Source organism: Brevibacterium antiquum, from assembly GCF_016107655.1.
GTDB lineage: Bacteria > Actinomycetota > Actinomycetes > Actinomycetales > Brevibacteriaceae > Brevibacterium > Brevibacterium antiquum.
Genome location: NZ_JABASX010000008.1, coordinates 177,626 through 194,598, shown reverse-complemented (window position 1 = coordinate 194,598; position 16,973 = coordinate 177,626). Strand labels below are relative to the sequence as shown.

The 16,973-nt window shown below is 62.2% G+C and carries 19 protein-coding genes and 1 tRNA gene; 10 read left to right on the top strand and 10 right to left on the bottom strand.

Annotated features, from left to right (window positions below; genetic code table 11):
* Positions 1–20 precede the first annotated feature (20 nt).
* A complete protein-coding gene (locus JFC13_RS14650; protein ID WP_198397795.1) occupies positions 21–1,385 on the bottom strand; it encodes an RNA polymerase sigma factor in 1,365 nt (454 codons plus the stop codon).
* Positions 1,352–1,777 carry a YciI family protein gene (locus JFC13_RS14645; protein WP_198397794.1) on the bottom strand — a complete coding sequence of 142 codons (426 nt, stop codon included), beginning with the start codon at positions 1,775–1,777 and terminating at the stop codon, positions 1,352–1,354. Before JFC13_RS14645 ends, JFC13_RS14650 begins: the two co-directional genes overlap by 34 nt.
* A 261-nt stretch (positions 1,778–2,038) precedes the next feature.
* Between JFC13_RS14645 and JFC13_RS14640 the strand changes: the two genes are divergently transcribed.
* From JFC13_RS14640 to JFC13_RS14625, 4 genes are all read left to right on the top strand, one after another.
* Positions 2,039–2,123: transfer RNA gene (locus tag JFC13_RS14640), tRNA-Ser, on the top strand.
* A gap of 653 nt (positions 2,124–2,776) precedes the next feature.
* Positions 2,777–3,601: a hypothetical protein gene (locus tag JFC13_RS14635; protein WP_198397793.1), complete on the top strand. Its 825-nt coding sequence runs from the start codon at positions 2,777–2,779 to the stop codon at positions 3,599–3,601.
* On the top strand, positions 3,594–3,800 hold the full coding sequence (locus tag JFC13_RS14630; protein WP_198397792.1) for a hypothetical protein: 207 nt from the start codon (positions 3,594–3,596) through the stop codon (positions 3,798–3,800). The genes JFC13_RS14635 and JFC13_RS14630 overlap by 8 nt, the downstream gene beginning before the upstream one ends.
* A 259-nt stretch (positions 3,801–4,059) precedes the next feature.
* On the top strand, positions 4,060–4,692 hold the full coding sequence (locus JFC13_RS14625; protein ID WP_198397791.1) for a hypothetical protein: 633 nt from the start codon (positions 4,060–4,062) through the stop codon (positions 4,690–4,692).
* Between the two features lie 654 nt (positions 4,693–5,346).
* On the opposite strand, the gene JFC13_RS14620 is transcribed toward JFC13_RS14625, so the two are convergent.
* From JFC13_RS14620 to JFC13_RS14610, 3 genes are all read right to left on the bottom strand, one after another.
* A complete protein-coding gene (locus JFC13_RS14620) occupies positions 5,347–5,880 on the bottom strand; it encodes a type 1 glutamine amidotransferase domain-containing protein (protein ID WP_198397790.1) in 534 nt (177 codons plus the stop codon).
* Positions 5,881–6,062: 182 nt separating this feature from the next.
* Positions 6,063–7,019, bottom strand: coding sequence for an NADP-dependent oxidoreductase (locus JFC13_RS14615; RefSeq protein ID WP_198397789.1), 957 nt, complete (start codon positions 7,017–7,019; stop codon positions 6,063–6,065).
* Positions 7,020–7,148: 129 nt separating this feature from the next.
* A complete protein-coding gene (locus tag JFC13_RS14610; RefSeq protein WP_198397788.1) occupies positions 7,149–7,754 on the bottom strand; it encodes a hypothetical protein in 606 nt (201 codons plus the stop codon).
* A 244-nt stretch (positions 7,755–7,998) separates the two neighbouring features.
* Between JFC13_RS14610 and JFC13_RS14605 the strand changes: the two genes are divergently transcribed.
* From JFC13_RS14605 to JFC13_RS14595, 3 genes are read left to right on the top strand one after another with little or no spacing between them, the layout of a single operon-like run.
* Entirely contained in the window at positions 7,999–8,406 is a 408-nt protein-coding gene (locus JFC13_RS14605; RefSeq protein ID WP_198397787.1) for a YciI family protein, read from the top strand.
* The gene (locus JFC13_RS14600; protein ID WP_198397863.1) at positions 8,391–9,527 is read left to right on the top strand and encodes an RNA polymerase sigma factor; all 1,137 of its coding nucleotides are present in this window, start codon (positions 8,391–8,393) and stop codon (positions 9,525–9,527) included. The genes JFC13_RS14605 and JFC13_RS14600 overlap by 16 nt, the downstream gene beginning before the upstream one ends.
* A 34-nt stretch (positions 9,528–9,561) precedes the next feature.
* Positions 9,562–10,233, top strand: coding sequence for a DNA alkylation repair protein (locus JFC13_RS14595; RefSeq protein ID WP_198397786.1), 672 nt, complete (start codon positions 9,562–9,564; stop codon positions 10,231–10,233).
* Between the two features lie 7 nt (positions 10,234–10,240).
* Here JFC13_RS14595 and JFC13_RS14590 read toward each other — a convergent pair whose 3' ends face one another.
* From JFC13_RS14590 to JFC13_RS14580, 3 genes are all read right to left on the bottom strand, one after another.
* Positions 10,241–11,668, bottom strand: coding sequence for an amidase (locus JFC13_RS14590; RefSeq protein WP_198397785.1), 1,428 nt, complete (start codon positions 11,666–11,668; stop codon positions 10,241–10,243).
* Positions 11,669–11,720: 52 nt separating this feature from the next.
* Positions 11,721–12,062, bottom strand: coding sequence for a winged helix-turn-helix domain-containing protein (locus tag JFC13_RS14585; RefSeq protein WP_198397784.1), 342 nt, complete (start codon positions 12,060–12,062; stop codon positions 11,721–11,723).
* 282 nt (positions 12,063–12,344) lie between these two features.
* The gene (locus tag JFC13_RS14580; RefSeq protein WP_198397783.1) at positions 12,345–12,794 is read right to left on the bottom strand and encodes a flavodoxin family protein; all 450 of its coding nucleotides are present in this window, start codon (positions 12,792–12,794) and stop codon (positions 12,345–12,347) included.
* A gap of 42 nt (positions 12,795–12,836) precedes the next feature.
* Between JFC13_RS14580 and JFC13_RS14575 the strand changes: the two genes are divergently transcribed.
* From JFC13_RS14575 to JFC13_RS14565, 3 genes are all read left to right on the top strand, one after another.
* On the top strand, positions 12,837–13,766 hold the full coding sequence (locus JFC13_RS14575) for a Sir2 family NAD-dependent protein deacetylase (RefSeq protein WP_198397782.1): 930 nt from the start codon (positions 12,837–12,839) through the stop codon (positions 13,764–13,766).
* On the top strand, positions 13,763–14,365 hold the full coding sequence (locus JFC13_RS14570; RefSeq protein WP_198397781.1) for a TIGR03085 family metal-binding protein: 603 nt from the start codon (positions 13,763–13,765) through the stop codon (positions 14,363–14,365). Before JFC13_RS14575 ends, JFC13_RS14570 begins: the two co-directional genes overlap by 4 nt.
* Positions 14,366–14,491: 126 nt before the next feature.
* Positions 14,492–14,884: a DUF4190 domain-containing protein gene (locus tag JFC13_RS14565; protein ID WP_198397780.1), complete on the top strand. Its 393-nt coding sequence runs from the start codon at positions 14,492–14,494 to the stop codon at positions 14,882–14,884.
* A 19-nt stretch (positions 14,885–14,903) separates the two neighbouring features.
* Here the strand turns inward: JFC13_RS14565 and JFC13_RS14560 are convergent, their stop codons facing one another.
* Both JFC13_RS14560 and JFC13_RS14555 read right to left on the bottom strand, forming a co-directional pair.
* Positions 14,904–16,532 carry a polyamine aminopropyltransferase gene (locus tag JFC13_RS14560; RefSeq protein WP_198397779.1) on the bottom strand — a complete coding sequence of 543 codons (1,629 nt, stop codon included), beginning with the start codon at positions 16,530–16,532 and terminating at the stop codon, positions 14,904–14,906.
* Positions 16,529–16,954: a DUF350 domain-containing protein gene (locus JFC13_RS14555; protein WP_198397778.1), complete on the bottom strand. Its 426-nt coding sequence runs from the start codon at positions 16,952–16,954 to the stop codon at positions 16,529–16,531. The genes JFC13_RS14560 and JFC13_RS14555 overlap by 4 nt, the downstream gene beginning before the upstream one ends.
* Positions 16,955–16,973: the final 19 nt, after the last annotated feature.

Genomic DNA, 16,973 nt, shown 5'->3' with positions numbered 1-16,973 from the left:
CACAAAACGAGGCGGCTGGATCAGTTGCCAGTGCTTCGTCGACGTCCACGATCGGCCTTGTCGGTGCTCTCTGCCGGCCGGCACTCAATTCTGCGAAGCTTGGCGAGGAGGACCTCGCGTTCTCGGTCATTGGCCGTCAGCGCTGCCGCGCGTTCGAATTCGCCTCGCGCTTCCTGATCCCGGCCGAGGCGGGACAAAAGCTCACCGCGCACGCTGGGAACAAGGTGAAATTTCCCAAGTGCTCCCGTGGAGTCGATGTCATCGACGAGGGGGAGAGCGCGAGCTGGGCCATGCGCTTCGGCGATCGCGATCGCCTGGTTGAGCTGAGTGACAGGTGAGGGAACGGCTCGATTGAGCATGTCGTAAAGCGACGCAATGCGCACCCAATCGGTGGCCTCAACGCTACTGGCTTCGGCATGACACCAAGCGATCATGGCTTGGATTGTATAGGGGCCGAGTGCAGCACGGAGACCCTGTGCGGTCCCAAGACTGCGAGAGCCGAGGCGTATGAGCGAGCGATCCCATTGCGATCGGTCCTGATCGGCTAACAGGATCGGCTCGCCATCCGCCCCCAGGCGGGCAGGGAATCTGGCCGCGGTGAAGGCCATGAGGGCGACGAGACCGTGGACCTCCGGATCGTGTGGGAGCAGACCGGCAGTCACCCGGGTCAGTCGGAGAGCCTCCATTGCCAGTTCTGGACGCATCCAGTCGGGTCCGGAGGTTGTCACGTGTCCCTCTGCGAACATGAGATAGAGGACCCCCAGCACTCCCTTGAGCCGCTTCGGCCGTTCGTCGGCCGGCGGAAGCTCGAAGGGCACCTGAGCATCTGCCAGGGCCCGCTTCGCCCGGACGATGCGCTGCTGCACTGTCGAGACTGGAATGAGGAACGCCCGGGCGATCTGTTCGCTGGAGAGGCCGCCCACAACCCGAAGCGTGAGTGCGAGCTGGGCGCTGCGACCGAGTACTGGATGACAGGCGATGAAGACGAGACGGAGTACATCGTCCTCGATGTCGTCCGGATCCCAGGGGAGACCACCCAAGTCCGCGTCCTGACGGCCTTCGAGCTCCCCGGCAAGCTTCACCAGACGATCGTCGAGTCGCTCTCGCCTTCGCCACGAATCGATTGCCCGACGCTTGGCAACCGTGGTCAGCCACGCGGCCGGGTTAGCCGGGACTCCGGATTTCGGCCACTGGGACAGCGCATCGGTCACTGCCTCCTGGGCGAAATCCTCGGCGAGCCCGAAATCGCCGACGTAGCGGGTCAGGGCCGCGATGATCTTCGCTGCCTCGATCCGCCACGTCGCGGCGATGACCCGGTGAACCGCATCGGTGTCATCGGCTGGGGCACTGGTCAACTGCCGGCCAGTTTCCCTTCGGCGATCCATTCCTGTTCCTTCTGGATCCACTCATTGTCCTGAGGAAAGTCCTCCGGTCCATTGACGCGTCGCACCTCGATCTGGGATCCGGCGCCCAAAGGGGCCCGCTTGGCCCACTCGATCGCTTCCTCCTGGGACGAGACCTCGACCATCCAGAAGCCGTTGAACAGCTCCCGCAATTCTCCATAGGGACCGTCTGTGACGACGGGATCGTCCTCACTGAAGTCGACGACTGCCCCTTCGGAGGCATCGGAGAGTCCGGCGCCGTCGGCCATGACCCCGGCGTTGACCATGGATTCGTTGTAGGCACCCATGTCGGCGATGATCTTCTCGAAATCGGCGGTTTCGTAGGCGTCCACAGCGGTCTGGTCGACTGCGCGCATGATGAGCATGAACTTCATGATGACTCCTTAGTCAGCAATGTTTCAGAGAGTCTCGGTCGAGACCCTCTCATGCACTACGTCGAACAAGTTTATGCCGCGTCGACACACGGCTGGAAAATTTTCTGCGCCCATATCAATCGCCCTCTACTGGCTCGACCTGGGGCAGGCGGGTGAGGGCAAAGGCAGCTGAGGAGCGATTTCACCTGCACTTAGTGTGATGGTTCACACTCGGCCGTCAGGATTTCGCATTGTCGACACGACTCGGATAGGCTGGCTCGCGGAGGATTCGCCTAGTGGCCTATGGCGCTCGCCTGGAACGCGGGTTGGGTTAACGCCCTCAGGGGTTCGAATCCCCTATCCTCCGCAGAGAGAAGAAGCCCCTCACCTTGGAAAACTCGGGTGAGGGGCATCTTTGCATTCACAGTTTGTGCTCGTATTTGTGCTCCGGCCTACTTTTTCGCCTGCATCAGCATCGAGAGACGTTCAACGGCATTGGCCTAAATGTTCGGTAAAACGTGGCTGTAGGTGTCCATTGTTGTCCCTGCCTGTCGTACAGGAAGGCCAGGGACAAAGTCACCAGCGTGCGCACCCAGTACAGCCGAATCCTGGAGGAAGCGCGAGCAGACCGCCGACGATGACAGACAAGCTCATCGCGGAACTCAGGGACCGTGCCGCTGATCTCGGATTCGTGCTCTAAGGGCGATGTCGTCACTGCCTACGCCCAATCACTTCATTGGCGTCACTTAGCGACAAGGCAGGACCAGTCTGCAAGTCCAAACACTAGAAGAACGATCCCAGAAGTCATTCACAAAGGCCGATACCAAACACCAATGATCCTTGCAAGGAGACCACAAGGTGTCTGTATCTAATTCCACCACCGAGCCTGTCCTATCTCCATACGCGACTGGCGTGTCCTTGACCGCGTGGAGCGCTGCGAGTAAGTACAAAACGATGTGGCGGCTATGGGATCAACTTCGCAGCCAGCCACTTTCGTATTCACCGGGATATAGTAATGAGATGTCGCTTGAGCCTCGTTTGCAATCACCACCGTGGTCTCAAAACGATCTCAGGGCGCTGGGAAAGGCTTTGCGTGATGACACGCAACCGCCGAGTAAGGCGCCAGATTATGAGGAAGTACTTGCCTGGTATCTGGACTTTTCGGGTGATGTTTTACAGTACCTCGAGAACCTGGATTGGGCGCCGCTTGGGTTGACTGCTACTCCTGGGACTTCGCGGCCAAAGACGATTGGCACTCTGGTTGAGAAGTTGAGGCGGGATCCTTCAACCCCGCTACAGAATGTGGGAGACCTTGCAGGCGTCCGCATCGACGCCGAAATGACACTCTCGGTTCAGACGGCATTCGCCGAGTCGGTTGCGGCCATGGTTCGCGATGAGGTCGGCGAAAAGAACGTCTTCATCAAGGATCTTCGTGATGGTGACCATAGCGGGTACAGGGCTGTGCATGTCCTGGCGAAATTCCCTGCTGGACGATGCGAGATTCAGCTTCGCACGCGGTTACAGAGCGCGTGGGCGAATGCGTATGAGCTTCTGGCCATGATCGTTGGACGTGGTATCAGGTACGGAGAATCACCTTCGATTGTTCCTGCTCGAGGACTCGTTGAGTCAATGCAACGACAATCTGGAACACTCGCGAGCCTCGAGGTGCAGGCTGATCGACTTGGGGGCCTATCTCAGGTATCTGAATCGGGCGAAGAGGATACGCGCGAAATTCTGAAATCGAAGTACAATGAAAATAAGCAAGTCGAGGAGCGGATCGTGCAGTCGTTGAAAGAGACTGAGCATGCTCTCCTCGCGATGGTGAAAGGGGACCGTGATGACTAAGTTCGTCCTCGCATATAACAAGCGCACTGCAGAACTTGACGTGCTCGAGAAGTTTCGGGACTCAAAGGATGCGGTGCACCGCCGCATGCAGCTTGCGGAAACTCATGTAGGTTCCGATTGGGAGCTGGCAGTGCTGATGAGTCAGGACGAGGGTACCCTTCGTTCAACCCATCAGCGGTATTTCGCTGCGACTGTCTGAACCGTTTCAGTGTGCCCCGTAGGCGCTGAAGCTAACTGAATACGTTTTTGCCCCAGGTTAGCCTTGCTTGAGGCCGTCCTGGGGATTTTTCTGCATTTATGGACACGTTCTGGTAACGAATCACAGGTAAAGTCTTAAAGGCTTTATGCCTGGTTTCTGATTCAACAATGGCAGTGATACCTTCAGGATATAAAACTAGGAACGGGTCACCCGATGCAACCGAGTGACCCGCACGACAACGCTGAATCGGAGCGTCATCATGAAAAAGCTTATCGCAATCACAGCCTCCGCAGCGCTTGTGGCTCTTACAGGATGTGGGGCACGGCAGCCCGTAGCTAAGCCCGTTGAACAGGCTGTAGACACTCAGGCGAGCGAACTGGCAACCGAACCCACCGAAACCAAGCAGGACACGAAAACTTACAGTCTCCAGGACGAGAATGGCACTGTCTACACGCTCGACCTGAGCGGATATTCGGATAAGAGAACCGATGCAGCAGACAATGCTATCGCTGAGGCAATGGCTTCCGAGGGCGACGTTAACGCGGAAGAGCTTGAGGGCATCACCGAATGGGCCTCACTGACCATTGACAACACCAAGAGCGACATGGAATCCGGCGTCACCTACGTTGATATCAAGATCGTGGGCGACGAAATGCAGTATGAAATCATCACCGACCCATCCGAATATGTTGCTGAACTGACGTGGATGTCGGAATACGGCGACAACGCCGAACCCGATACATATAACCGGATGCTTGACGTTGCTGATGCACTCATACCTACCGACACCATCAAGCCGGGAGTTAAGGAAACGTACCCTATCGTCCTAGCGACGGGCCTCCCGGAAACAATTGAATCGGTATGGTGCTGGGATTTGGAGATGAAGCCGTGAGTTACGGTTACCATCAACGTCCGCCTCAGGCACAATTCCAGCCCGCGCCGCCTATAAGGAAACCGAAGAACGGGTTCGGTACGTCGTCGTTGGTGATTGGTGTTGCCGGGTGTATTGCTACGGTGTGTTCGCCGAATGCTAGCCCAGGGGAGGGTCTTGCAATGCTCCTGGGCATTCTCGGTGTGGTATTCGGGAGTCTCGGCATTCACAGTGCAAACGCTCGAATGGCGACGAATAAGGCGTCTGCAGTTGCGGGCTTGGTGACTTCCATTGCGGCCCCAGTTATTGCTGTGATCAGCGTGGTTTCGTCCCAATGAACTTCGGACGCAGGTGCGTCAGTTAGCCGCGATTGAAGATTGTTTAGCAGTGTCGCCCCGTATGGTCTCAAACAATTTGTGCTTAGATTTGTGCTCCCGCAGGCGTGCGTCGATGTAACTGGATGTTGTTTCCGTGGTGCGATCGTCCTGCAGTAACCACTCTGACCTACAGCAGAAGGGGTGATCGCGTACCCAGATGTAGCACTGTGGACAGGGGTTCGAATCCCCTATCCTCCGCAGAGAGAAGAAGGCTCCCATCCGAGAACATTCGGATGGGAGCCTTCTTCGTCCGCTGTGCACAAGCGCATCAGTCTGCTCTAGCGCCTCAGCCGCAACCTCAGCCCAGCGCGTTCGCGATGGCTGCGTTGAACGCGTCGAGGTCGCCGGGGTCGCGCGAGGTGATGAGATTGCCGTCGATGACGACCTCGGAATCCTCCCACTCCGCTCCGGCGTTGACCAGATCGGTCTTCGTTGAGACGAATGAGGTCAGCTTCCGGCCCTTGGCCACGCCTGATTCGGCGAGGATCCATGGTGCGTGGCAGATCGCGGCCACAGGCTTGTCTGCCGCGACGAACGCCTTCACCAGTGCCACAGCGTCCTCGTCGAGGCGCAGAGCATCCGCATTGAGGGTGCCGCCGGGAAGCACGAGCGCATCGAAGTCCTCAACTTTGGCAGCAGAGACGGGGACGTCGACGGTGAACTCATCGGCATGGTCCCAGTCACCGTTCATCGCCTGCAATGTGCCGTCCGAGGGCGAGACGATGACCGTTGTGGCTCCGGCTTCGTCAAGTGCTCCGCGGGGGCTGGTGAGCTCGACCTGCTCGACTCCGCGGGTGAGGAGGAATGCGACCTTCTTGTCTGAGATTGCCATGATGCTTACTCCTAGTCAGTTGTCGGATCCGACTCGTCGCAGACGATCTGACATCGTCGTATGCGATCTCTCAGCACCGGGTGCTGTTCGTCGGTGTCGTCAAGGACAACGCACTGACCCGGCCCCAGTATTCCTGCCGGCCACAGTATTCCTGAGCGCCCACCACCGGATGCGAACTCGGGTCAGCTGCTGAGGAACTCGCGCTGATCGTTGGTGAGGGGATCGGCGTCGACGCGGAGGACCACCTTGCCGGCAGGGTGTGAGCCCCTGAGGAAACGGTAGGCGTTCTGGACCTCGTCGAGCGAGAAGACACCGGCGACGGGCACGTGCACATGCCCGTAGGCGATCGCTGTGGCAAGCCACGCCAGGTCACCGCGGTCAGCCGCAGTCTCGCCGGCGATGCTCACCCCGTACGTGTCGGCGACCTGTGGTCCCGCACCGATCGAATTGATGCGCCCGGCGAGAATGTCGAGACTCAGCAGCTGCTTGATCTCGGCCTCGTCCTGGGTCGAGAAAGCGGCATCGATGCCCTCGGGGGCCGTCTCCCGCAGGCGGGCCTCGAGTCCCTCACCATAGGTGATGGGTTCGATGCCGAGGCTGCGCAGAACATCATGGTTGGCTTCACTGGCCGTGCCGATGACGCGAGTGCCCAAGTTGAGCGCCAATTGGGCTGCGATGATTCCGACTCCGCCCGAGGCGCCGGTGACGAGGACGGTCTCACCTTCGGCGATCGCCAGGGCGCGGATGCCCGCGATGGCGGTGCGCCCGGCAATGTAGAGGCCTCCGGCTGTGTCGATGCCGAGACCGCGAGGTATCTTGTCGAGTCGTTCTGCCGGGTCCCGGATGAGCAGATGAGTCGTCTGCGTGCGGTGTGGCCGTCCCCCGAATACGAGATCGCCGGGGGAGAAGTCGGTGACACCCTCACCAACCTTGTCCACGACTCCCGAGAAGTCGGCGCCGTTGCCCTTCGCGCCGGTGGCCTGCCCGAAGGCTCCACCGATGACGGCGAGATCGACGGGGTTGAGTCCGGCATAGCGGACGGCGACTCGGACCTCACCTGGACCGACCGAGGGGGCGTTCGCCTCGGCGATGTGGAGCTGGTCGATATCGCCGTTCTGGGTGTACTGGACACTGCGCATGATGGGAATGCTCCTCGCTGGTCGATGTGGCAGGTGCACGAACTGCGACGGTGTGCACCTGCCATAACCATCTGCGGTCGCGAGTTGTTCCGCAGCCTCGGCCGACACCAGCGGTGCCAGCAGCAAGGCTCAGTTGAAGCTGGGGAAGTCGAGCGTGTAGCCGACGTAGTTGCCTGAGACCGATGTGACCTTGACCGTGCCGTAGCGCTTCTCGCCGTAGGCGGTGACGTTGCAGGAGGCCGAGCCTTGCTTGGAGATGACCATCAGGTCATTGAGGCATTCGACCTCGTCGACTGTCGTCCCCTGCTTGGAGTACGCCTTCTCAATGTCCTTCTCGAGGAGGGAAGCGGGAATGGTGCCGTTGCCGTGCTCATCGATGTCGAATCCGGGGTCATCGACGCTGGCATGTTCGCCGCTGGAACTCGATGATCCTTCACCCGCCGAGGTGGACGTGCTGTAGCCGTCACTTGACGACGAACCCTGACTCGACGAGGAATCGGGGGAGTCCCCGGCGGCGGCGTCGTTCGACTCAGACTCCTCCGGCGCTTCCTCAGCAGGAGTCGCGACCTCTTGCTGCTCGTCAGGATTCGCTGAGGTCTCGTCAGGCTCCTGGCCCTGCGTCTGCTCCTGCTCGGGAGTGCCGAAGGAGATGTTCATATCGCAGGCTGACAGTGACAGTGCTGCCGCAACTGCGCCGGCGACGGTGATGGTCCGAATGATCTTCGTGGTCTTCATGGTGAACTCCTGATGAGGTGAGGTGGTGTGTATGAGTCCACTCTGTCAACTGAATCCGCCGAGGTGGGGGCGTGTGTGTTCGCATTCGGAGACGTGTGTTCCAGGTTGGTGACAACCGCACATCGGAGACTATCCGTGGAAGAATCGAAGGAAATCTCGCCGAGGATGTCGAGAATGCGCATGTGGCTCCGTCCCAGGGATGTCAGCGAAGTTCGCGACGAGCAAATCATTAGAGGAGAAGATCATGGCTAAGTACCTGATGCTCAAGCACTACACGATGGCCCCCGAGTACATGCAGTACACCCCGATGGAGGAGTGGACGCCGGGCGAAGTCGACGCGCACATCGGTTACATGAACGACTTTGCGGCGAGGCTGAAGGCCAGCGGCGAATTCGTCGACTCCCAGGCACTGTCGCCCGAAGGAACCTTCGTCCGCTTCGACGGAGAGGGCAAGCCGCCGGTCACCGACGGTCCCTTCCCGGAGACTAAGGATCTCATCGCCGGGTGGATGGTCATCGACGTCGAGTCCTACGATCGGGCGCTCGAACTTGCGGGCGAACTCTCGGCGGCACCGGGTGCCGGCGGCGAGCCGATCCGGGAGTGGCTCGAACTCCGTCCGTTCATGGGTGTGACCCCATCTACGACGGACTGAGGGAGCTCGTTCCCATCGTGATCGGCATCCTCGAGCGGAGGGGAGCAGACTTCGCCACCGCCGAGGATGCCGTTCAGGATGCCCTGATCGAGGCGTTTCGCTCGTGGCCGGAGAACGAACCCCGGGACATGAAGGGGTGGCTGATCACGGTCGCCTGGCGGAAGTTCCTCGACCGCGTCCGTGCGGAGTCCGCGCGCACTGCGCGGGAGGAACATGCCTTTGCACTGGACACGGATGCGGCGACCACCTCGGCCGATGACACCGTCGCTCTCTATTTCCTGTGCGCCCATCCGGACCTCAGCCCAGCCTCGGCGGTGGCCCTGACCCTGCGGGCCGTCGGCGGACTGACGACCCGACAGATCGCCGAGGCCTATCTCGTGCCCGAGGCGACGATGGCACAGCGCATCTCTCGGGCCAAACGCACCCTGTCCGGACGCAGGCTCAACCGCCCGGGAAGCATCTCCGCGGTCCTCACTGTCCTCTATCTCGTCTTCAACGAGGGCTACTCCGGTGACGTCGACCTCGCAGCAGAAGCCATCCGTCTCACCCGGGTGCTGGCCGCATCGATCGACCATCCCGAGGTCTCCGGGCTGCTGGCGCTCATGCTCATCCACCATGCCCGCCGCGAAGCCCGCTTCACCGCCGATGGGGCTCTGATCACTCTGACCGACCAGGACCGGTCCCGGTGGGACTCCCACCTCATCGCCGAGGGCATCGGCATTCTTGAGACCGCGCTCGCCCGCGAGGAACTCGGCGAATTTCAGGTGCAGGCGGCCATCGCCGCTCTCCACGCCGATGCACAACGAGTCGAGGACACCGACTGGCCCCAGATCGTCGAATGGTACGACGAACTGCTCACGTTTCACGACAGCCCGATCGCTTCCCTCAACCGAGCTGTCGCGATCGGTGAAGCCGACGGGCCGGCGGCCGGACTGGCCCAACTGGACAGACTCGATGAGACTCTGCCGCGCTACTTCGCCGTCGAAGCCCACCTGCGAGAACGGGCAGGAGAAGACGAGTCGGCGGCAAAGCTCTACGTCAGGGCCGCGGCTAAGGCAGGCAACCTCGCCGAGCGTGACCACCTCATGCGGCAGGCGGCCCGACTGAACTCCGAACGCTGAGGACTGGGCGCCGAACTCGCGGTAGTCTGATCGCATGGTTGAGGCAAGCGTGCACAGCGTCATGGAGACACTGGCGACGATGGAGGATCCCAAGGCCCGTGCCGTCAATGAGAAGCACGGTGACGATCACGGTGTGAATCTGACGAAGCTGCGAGCCGTGGCCAAGGAACTGAAGAAGAACGACGAGCTCGCCGTCGAACTGTGGGACACCAGGGATACAGCGGCGCGTCTCGTCGCGATCCTCATCATGCGCCCCCGCAGCTATGACGCGGAGCGCCTCGACGCCATGCTGCGCGATGCACGTGTGCCGAAGGTCCACGCCTGGTTGGTCAACTACATCGTCAAGAAGTCGAAGCATGCCGAAACACTGCGCCTGAGCTGGATGGCCGACCCCGATTCGGTCGTGGCTTCGGCCGGCTGGGCACTGACCAGCGAGCGCGTGAACAAGTCGCCCGAAGGCCTTGACCTGCCCGGTCTCCTCGACATCATCGAGGCTCAGATGCTCGACGCCGAAGAGCGCCTCCAGTGGGCGATGAACGAGACCCTGTCCTATATCGGCATCGAGAACGAACAGCTGCGTCCACGTGCCATCGCCATCGGCAACCGCCTCGGCGTCCTCAAGGACTATCCGACCCCGCCGAACTGCACCTCCCCCTTCGCGCCGACCTGGATCACAGAGATCGTGGCCCGCCGAGAGGCGCAGTGAGCGTCGTCTATACCGCCACGATGTGCGGGTGCTGTCGGTGGAAATCGGTGGCCTGTTGGAACGCGTGCCCGGCAGCCAACAGCAGACTCTCCTGAAAGTCACCGGCGACGAACTGAGCAGCCAGAGGGGTGCCGCGATCGGTGAAACCGGCAGGCACAGTGATCGAGGGCATGCCGCAGTTGTCGATCGGTGCCGTCGGGATCGTGACTCCCGCGAACAGTTCGGCATCCGAGCCGAGGTTCTCCATCTGAGTGATCGTCGGCGAGGCGGCTCCGATGCCCGGAAGCAGCAGCAGGTCGATGTCGGACATGAGGGCGCGCATGCGACCGGTGAATGCCCTCCTGGATTCGAGCAGCTCGTGGTAGTCGACGGCACTGAGTCCGCGCCCGATCTCGATGAGGCCAGCGAGGTCGGGTCCGTACTCGGCCGACCTCGACGGGTAGTTCTCTGCATGAACGCCAGCGGTCTCGATTCCGCACAGCGCAGTCCATTCCTGCGCCGCTTCGGGAAACCCGGGCGTGCGCACGTCGAGGACGCGCCAACCGAGGTCGATGAGCACCTCAATCGTGGACTCCAGCATCTCATTGGTCGCGTCATCGAAATGCTCGGCGGCCAGTTCGCGGTCGAAGCCGACGACCGGAGCGTGCTCGAGTTCGAGCTGCTGGCTGTAGCGGGGGACCGGTTCGAGGGCCGAGGTCGGGTCGTTGGGATCATGCCCGGCAATGGCCTCGAGGATGATGGCGGCGTCCCGTGCGCTGCGCGTCATCGGGCCGATGTGGTCGAGGCTCGGTGCCAGCGGGAAGATGCCGTTGCGCGAGACCCGGCCCCACGTGGGTTTGAGTCCGGTGACCCCATTCGCCGAGGAGGGCAGCCGGATCGATCCGCCCGTGTCCGAGCCCAGGGAGCCGTAGCAGAGGCCGGCGGCGGTCGCGACGCCCGAACCGGATGAGGAGACTCCGGACCAGGTGTTCGGTTCCCAGGGATTGACCGGAGTCGGCAGGTCCGGGTGGTGGCCGGTGAATGCACCTTCGGTCAGTCGCAGCTTCCCGAGGATCACGGCCCCGGCAGCCCGCAGGCGAGCGACGACGGTGGCATCGTAGTCGGGTTGGAAGTCGGCGTGGATCGTGGTGCCCGCGCCCGTCGGCGCGTCGTGGGTGTAGGCCAGGTCCTTGATCGCCAGCGGTACGCCGTGCAGCGGTCCCAGCCAGTCCCCGCGAGCTAGACGCGCATCGAGGGCATCGGCCTCGGCCAGTGCCGATTCCCGCATCAGGGTGACGAAGGACAGAAGGTGGGAGTCGAGCTCGGCGATCCGGTCGAACATGGCCTGCGTGGCGTCTCTGGAGCTCAGTCGCCCGGACCTGATGAGTTCCGATACTTCGTGCAGTTCGCGGAACTCGAGTCCGCTGTTCGCCGAGGTTGTGCTGCTGCTGGCCATGGACGCCTCCTTGCATCGGTTTTCCTCATGCTATCGGGGAAAGTCCGGAAGGTCACTGCTGGTCAGATCCACCACCGGCGAGTTCCCGCAGGGCTTGGACGTGAGCGTCGAGACGATCGCGGCCTCCCGAGGTGATGGACACCCAGGTGCGGGGCCGCTTGCCGACGTAGCCCTTGCTGACCTCGATCATGCCTGCCTTCTCGAGAGCGGAGATATGTCGGGAGAGCACGGAGTTTGAGACTCCGAGAGAATCGCGCAGGAGTTTGAATTCGGCCCTGTCCCGATTCTTCAGGCTCGCCACGATTCCGAGTCGCGTGGGATTGCCCAGATCTGATTCGATCCGAGCCAGGGAGCCGCCGAGGTTGGGGATCGTCTCGTGTGATTCGTTCTTCATTCTGGTGCCTCGTCCCTTCTCAGCGGCGCAGACCGAAGAGGGCCATGATGGGGGAGAGGACCCAGAGGAAGCCGGCGGCAGCGAACGGCACCCACCTCTGCCTGCTGCGGAGTGGGCGTGCTCATGACAACTCCTTCGTTGCTGTCTTCACCGAGATGCGGTGTCCTCCGAGCGGAAGTGATTACAGACTGGCAAGTACTTTCCATGCTGGAAAGTACTTTCGCGAAGTTCATCTCAATGAGCGTCGTGCGCATCTCGGAGACTGCCGGTGGTGCCGGGCGCTCACATGGCCGCAGCCGCCACGGTGGCCGCGAGTTCGCTCGCACTGGCGAGGTGGTCCTCTGTGACCTCACCGGTGACGATGAGAGGGTCGAAGGCGAGCTTCCAGCCCAGGCCAGTGGTGATCTGCTTCATCGCGGTCTCCGCCCCGGTCGTGTCATAGCCTCCGTGAATCCAATAGGAGAACGGGCGGCCGGCGGTCGGCTCCCTGACCTCATCGTATGTGGTGTCGAAGAAGTGCTTGAGGGCACCGGAGATGTAGCCGAAGTTCGCGGTCGTGCCGAGAACGAATCCATCGGCGGCGAGCACGTCCGCGGACGTCGCCTCCAGCGCGGGACGGACCGTCACGTCGACGGCACCCAGCTCCGGCATGCGCAGTCCGGACAGCGCCGCCTCGGCGATTTCAGTTGTTGCCTGTGACGGAGAATGATGAACGAGCAATATGCTGACCATGGGACCAGACTAACCCTGCAGCAGTTCGACGAGGGAGGATTCGTGGCAGTCATCTTTGATCCGCTTCGAGGCCGGGCGCGGCCCGCGGCCAGCCACAGTGATGAGGAGATCATCGACGTGCTCACCGGCGCTGACGGGACCGTGGGAGTTGACACCTCCGGGTGGGCGGTGCTGACCGGGGCCGGGATGAGCACGGACTCGGGAGTTCCCGACTATCGGGGGCCCGACGCAGTGCCACGGCAGCCGATGACGATCCAGACCTTCCTGTCCCACCCCGATCAGCGGGCCCGCTACTGGGCGCGCTCCTGGGTGGGCTGGCCGCGCATGCGCTCAGCGCGTCCGAACGCGGGCCATCTGGGACTCGCGGCGCTGCCCGTTGCCGGAATCGTCACGCAGAACGTCGACGGACTCCACCAGGCCGCGGCGAGGCAGATGGGCAGCGACAGCCCGGTCATCGACCTGCACGGCAGCCTTGATCGCGTCATCTGCCTTGACCAGGGGCACATGTTCGACCGCGACTGGGTCCAGACCAGACTCAGTGAGCTCAACCCCGACTTCGCGAAACTCGTGGGAATCGACCCGATCGATGTCGAGACGGCGCCCGACGGTGACGTGGATCTGGAGGAGACGGCGGACTTCGTCGTGACTGATTGCCCCCGCTGCGGCGGATTGCTCAAGCCAGACGTCGTGTACTTCGGTGACTCCGTGCCGCCGGCACGGCTGCAGGACGCGAATCGCATCTGCGATGAGGCGAGCGGAATCGTCGTGCTCGGATCCTCGCTCGCGGTGCTTTCCGGGCTGCGATTCGTCCGGACGGCCGCGAAGGAGTCGAAGCCGGTCGTCATCGTCACCGACGGTCCCACCAGGGGCGATGAGCTCGCCGACTACCGCTCGATCTCCCGCGTTGCCGATTTCGTGCAGGACTGGGCACTCAGAGGAATCCAAGGCGATGATGACAAGCTTCAGGCATGACCAATCTTGCGCGAACCGAACGCCTCCGCCTCGTCGATACAGCCAACAGGGCCGGTGAAGACGCCCCGACTCTGTGCGAAGGCTGGACGACACGTGACCTCGCCACGCACCTCGTGATTCGCGAGCGCCATCCCGCTGCCGCCCTCGGCATCTTCATGCCGAAGTTCGAGGGCAAGCGCGAGGAGCAGGAACAGGCGTATGCCTCGATGCCGTATTCGCATCTGCTGGGTCTGGTGGCATCCCCGCCGAGGTGGACCCCTGGCGGATGGCCCGGCGTCGAATCGGTGATGAACACCGCCGAATACCTCGTCCATCATGAGGACATCCGCCGTGCTGCGATCGAGTGGATCCCACGCAGGCTGTCGCTGTCGGAGAACCGTGCGGTGTGGGCCGCGTGCCGAACCGCGCTCCTGCCCTTCGCAGCCAAGGCCGAAGGGCGTGTGGAGATCTCCAGTCCCGGCTTCGGCCAGCGCAGCGCCGGCAGGCAGACCCGAGGAGGCAACGGGAAGGCCGAGGGAATCACCATCACGGGTGAACCCGTGGAGATCCTGCTCTACCTCATGGGTCGCGAGCGGCGTGCCCTCGTCGATGTGAAGTGAAACGACTGCTCCAACAGGCGAAACGGGGGAAAACCCCCGAGGAGCGCAACGGTTTATATCATTCACCCCGCCGTGCAGAGTTCCTAGGCTGGTACCACCAGCACAGAGACGAGCAGAGGCAGAATCATGGACACCAACTACACCCCCAACCTTGACAGCAACCAGCACTCCGGCAGCCAGGGCTACTACGATCCGACTCAGAACTACGGCACAGGCGCGCAGCCGCCGCAGTCATACCGTGCTCGAGCCGAGGAGGATCCGGGTAAGGTCCTGGGGATCATCTCCCTGGTCGCGACCCTGTCGACGTTCCTCGGTTTCAACTTCCTCGGCCCGATCATCGGCATCATCACCGGTCACATGGCACGCAAGAACTCACGCGGCGCAGGCTTCGCCGACAACGAGATGGGCAAATGGGGCTTCATCCTCGGCATCGTGTTCATCTCGGTGGCAGCACTGGGCGGACTGCTCGGCCTGTCCATCGCAGGCTTCGCCGGACTCGCCGGCCTGCTGGGAGCCTGAGCCTCAGACAGACTGAGACTCAGTACCCGACCCAGGCTCCGCGCTCCTGATCGAGCACGCGAGGGTGGAGCAGGGTCGAAGCCTCAACGTCACCGACGGAGGCCCGATCGCGGTCGGGCGGGAACGTGGTGGAGGAAGCGAGCACCTCAGGCGTCGCGAATTTCAATCCCCCGGGAGCATCCGCAGGCATTGTCACGTCCGGACCCTTATCGCTGGTCCCGTCGTGATCAGAGACATCGGCGAGGAAATAGCCCCAGTCACCGAAGCTGGGGACATCGACGTGATAGGGCGTGGTGGTCAGGCCCGCCTCGGCGACAGCCTCTCCGATGCCCCAATACGCCTCCGGCGCGAAGTACGGGGAGCCGGCCTGGACGACGAGGCGGGCCTCGGGGGACATCACCTGCTTGATGAGACCGTAGAACTCGATGCTGTAGAGCTTCGAGGTGGCCACATCGTCGGGGTCGGGCAGGTCGGCGATGACCGCATCGTAGGCGGTGTGCTCGGCTTCACGCAGCCAGGTGAAGGCGTCCGCGGCGATGGTTCTCACCCGAGGGTCGTCGAGGGAGTCTTCGTTGAAGTCGGTGAAGTGGTCCGAGGTCTTCGCGAGTTCGAGGACGCGTGGGTCGAGGTCGACGAGCGTCACTGATTCGACGTCGGGGTACTTCAGTATCTCCCGTACGGCCAGGCCGTCCCCGCCGCCGAGGACGAGGACATTGCGCTTGGGGCCGTCCATGAGCGGATGGACAAGGGACTCGTGATAACGGTATTCGTCGGCCGAGGCGAACTGCAGGTCTCCGTTGAGATAGAGCCTCGTGTCCCCGGTCTTCTGCGATTCGGTGAGCACGATCTCCTGATAGTCCGTGCGCTGGGAGTACACGATCGGGTCGCGGTAGAGACGCTGGCGGGTCGTCACCTCGATGTCGTCGGTGAACACCCAGACCACGGTGAGTCCGCCGACGATGAGGACGAGCAGGCCCGCCAAAATCACCTGTGTGCGGGTGCGGATCTCGGTGCGGAAGAGCCAGAGGACGATAAGGATGCCGACGACGGCGTTCGTGATCCCCACAGCCAGAGCGCCTCTGGGCAGACCGAAGACCGGAAGCAGGATGAACGGGAAGGCGAGGCCGCCGACGAGCCCGCCGACATAGTCCGCTGCGAAGAGATCGGCCACGGCACTGGAGGCCTTCTGCGCACGGATGCGTTGGACGAGCTCCATGAGCAGGGGGATCTCCGCGCCGATGAGAGCACCGATGACGAAGGCGAGGGCGACCATCGCCACGGTGTAGACGTCGGCGAAGGCGAATGCGAGGTAGAGCAGGATGACTGAGAGGCCGCCGATGATGCCCAGTGCCGCCTCGATGAGGGCGAAGGCGACTGCGGCGAACTCGGTCAGGCGCTTCGTGGCCAGGGACCCGATGCCCATCGCGAAGACCATGACCGAGAGGACGATCGAGGCCTGAACAATTGTGTCGCCGAGGAGGTAGGAGCCGAGCGCGACGAGCGCGAGCTCGTAGACCATGCCGCAGCTGGCGCAGATGAAGACGGCCAGAAGCACGAAGAAGCGGGCGGGTCCTGGCTTCAGCGGCAGCGTGATCGGTTTGCTGCCGCCGATGGTGTCGGCGTTACTGGACTCTGTCGGTGAACTCAAAGGAGCGCTGCGGCCATGATGCCCGCGATGCCCACGTGAGCGGAGGCATTGACCCAGACTTCAGGGTGAAACGCATCGGGTTTGATCATGTCGCCGAGCTTGCCGGGGGTGAAGGCGTCGATGAGCAGGAAGCTCAGGGCCATGAGGATGATGCCGACGATGCCGAAGACCAGGGTGGAGATGATGCCGAAGACGAAGTCATCGGAGCTGGCTCGGATCGCGGCGATGACGATGATCGCCACACCAAGGAGGTCGGAGGCGACGAGGATCACGGCATTCTTCGACTTCTGCTGCCAGAGGATGATGTGCAGCTTTCCGGGGGTGAGGAGGTCGACGACGAAGTAGCCGATGAGCATGAGCGCGAGGCCGCTCACGGCGTAGGAGAGGACGATCCCGATCTCAAGGAAGAGGTCTGCCAACATGATTGCCTTTCAGAGTGCT